This window comes from Vibrio sp. Vb1574, from assembly GCF_033338675.1.
Genome location: NZ_JAWOTC010000087.1, coordinates 1 through 2,650, shown reverse-complemented (window position 1 = coordinate 2,650; position 2,650 = coordinate 1). Strand labels below are relative to the sequence as shown.

Below are 2,650 nucleotides of genomic sequence, written 5' to 3'. Positions count from 1 at the left end.
CGGTCACCACGACAAGAAAACGGGTTACATCAAAGACAGTGCGAGCCGAATAAAAAACATCGCTCAATCTCATGGCCTTGACGCTCTATTGCAAACTGACCCTCCTGCCAAATCCGCATTAGAAAGAGCACAACTGCGAGACCAACGACGCCAAGAGCAAAGACAAAAAAACCTTGAGCAAATCCTAAAACTCGCGCACAGCGCTTGCCGCGATGAAACCGCAGGCGAACCCGATCAAGATTGGTTGTATCGATTTTTCGATATGGCCCAAGATATCCACAACAGTTCAATGCAGAAGTTGTGGGCGCAAGTGATGAAGCGTGAAGTGACCAACCCAGGTTCCACGTCGATGAAAGCGCTGAAAGTCCTTAAGGATATGTCCCCAAAAGAAGCGCAAACACTACAAAGAGCAGCCTCTTTGGCGTGCAGTTTTGGCGGCGATAACAGTAAAAAGTTATTGATCGGCTATAAAGCACATGGCGGAATATTCAACTTTGGTAAACGAGATACCACCAGCAATCTGAATATGGGCAGCTTTCAATTGCCGTACTCAAGTCTATTAGTATTGATTGAATTGGGGTTACTGCATAGCACAGAACTGGAATCAGGAGAGATCGGCATTGAAACGCCATTGATACTGGCATATCAAGGCAAGAATTTGTCTCTGCAAGTGAATACGAAGGGCATCCGTCTGCTGTACTACCGTTTCACACCGACGGGTAACGAACTGTGCAAGCTGCTTGGCAACAAGCCAAATTCCCAGTACTACGATCAAATGCTCGCCTTGTTAAATCAAAAGTTTAGCGTAAGCACCGAAGCAAGCAGCAGCGTGAACTATACCGTTTAGTTTCGCTCTAGGAGCTTTAGGTCACCTATGATCTAAAAGCTCCTCAAGCAGTACACTAGGCTTTTGGCTACCTATGATCCAAAAGCTGAGTTAACTAATCACACGACGTTGTTTAAGCTCATTCAAACACAATTCAACCAACTCTTCGACGCTCTTCTCGCCTGCTGGCAAATCGATTTCTGGATTGATTGGCGCTTGATATTCTGAATCAATACCCGTGAAATTTGGGATCTCACCTGCTCGCGCTTTTTTGTATAAACCTTTTGGATCTCGGCCTTCACACACTTCGAGAGATGCATTCACAAACACTTCAATGAACTCACCTTCGGGCAGTAAATCGCGAACGAGTTGACGCTCAGCACGGTGAGGAGAAATGAACGCGGACAACACAATCAAACCCGCATCTGCCATCAGTTTCGCCAACTCGCCAATACGACGAATATTTTCACGGCGATCTTGTTCAGAAAAGCCTAGATCACTACACAGGCCATGACGAACATTGTCACCGTCCAACAAATAAGTGTGGTAGCCCAACTCAGCTAAACGATTCTCCAGCGCGCCCGCGACGGTTGACTTACCTGCGCCAGATAAACCAGTAAACCAAAGCACTGCTGGTTTCTGTTTTTTCAGCTCAGCACGAAACTGTTTATCAACCGTGTGCTGATGCCAGACAATGTTTTCATCTTTTACCGGTGTTTCAGCGGTCATAACGAATCCTTGTATTTATCGGAATTAAAACGGAAAGAAGACCGGTATCAATGTCAGTACCAATACGGAATACACAATCGAAATCGGCACACCAATTCGCACATAGTCGGTCAATTTGTAATTACCTACACTGTAAACCAACAAGTTGGTTTGATACCCGTAGGGAGAAATAAAGCTCGCGCTTGCGCCAAACAATACCGCCATAATAAATGGCATCGGATCCACTCCGTACCCGACAGCCATGCTATAGCCAATCGGAAATGCTAACGCGGCAGCGGCATTGTTGGTCACCAATTCAGTCAGCACCAAGGTCATGATGTATGTGGCCACCAGCGCACCAAATACGCCCCAGCCGTTAAACGCTTCGATAAACATTTCGCCCATCCTGACGGACAAGCCCGATGAAATCATCAGCTGCGCAATAGAGAGCGCAGAGCCCACAATCACCACAATATCAATGGGAAAACGGCGGCGAAGCTCAGAGATTTGCACTATGCCAAACGCAATGAGTGCAATGATGTATACCGCGAGCCCTTTAATGATCGGCACAAGTTCTAGTAGTGCACAGGCGATGACCGCAGCAAAACCAATCAACACAATCGTCGATTTATTGGAGTCCAAACGTGCGCTGGAATCTAAGTCGTGCACTAACACAAATTCTTTACGGTGCGCTCGACGCTCAGATTCGAAACGCTTGCCCGGCACCAACACTAAAGTATCGCCCGGAGCTAAGGTAATACTGCCCAATCCACCTTCTAGACGCTCATGCCCACGACGAATGGCGACAACAACCGCATCAAAACGATCGCGGAAGCGGCTTTCTTTCAAGGTCTTATGGCAGAAGGTTGCAGAGGAGCTGACCACCACTTCAATAAAGTTTTGACCATTCAAATGCTGTTGCCCAAACAGCGTCAGCCCCGGAATTTCTTGCAAGGTCGCCACACTTTCGACATCACCACAAAACAGCAGGCGATCTTTCGCTTTCAGCACGAAGTCGGGGCCTACTGACGATACCGTCACGCCATCACGAACCACCTCTGCAAGAAACAACTTACGCAGCGCACGCAGATTGTTTTCACTGATGGTTCGGCCAAC

3 protein-coding genes are annotated in these 2,650 nt (G+C 47.5%); 1 reads left to right on the top strand and 2 read right to left on the bottom strand.

Going from position 1 to position 2,650, the window contains the following annotated elements; genetic code table 11:
- The coding region (locus R7O12_RS23610; RefSeq protein WP_318126460.1) for a TIGR03899 family protein at positions 1 to 847 on the top strand (847 nt) is incomplete at its 5' end.
- Positions 848 to 937: 90 nt separating this feature from the next.
- On the opposite strand, the gene cysC is transcribed toward R7O12_RS23610, so the two are convergent.
- Both cysC and R7O12_RS23600 read right to left on the bottom strand, forming a co-directional pair.
- Positions 938 to 1,555, bottom strand: a complete 618-nt coding sequence (gene cysC / locus R7O12_RS23605; RefSeq protein WP_005454655.1) for an adenylyl-sulfate kinase — start codon at positions 1,553 to 1,555, stop codon at positions 938 to 940.
- A 24-nt stretch (positions 1,556 to 1,579) separates the two neighbouring features.
- The coding region (locus R7O12_RS23600; protein WP_318126458.1) for an SLC13 family permease at positions 1,580 to 2,650 on the bottom strand (1,071 nt) is incomplete at its 5' end.

Bases quoted from the DNA above. Each gene is read 5' to 3' on its own strand.
- cysC (WP_005454655.1), bottom strand. From the start codon at position 1,555: ATGACCGCTGAAACACCGGTAAAAGATGAAAACATTGTCTGGCATCAG.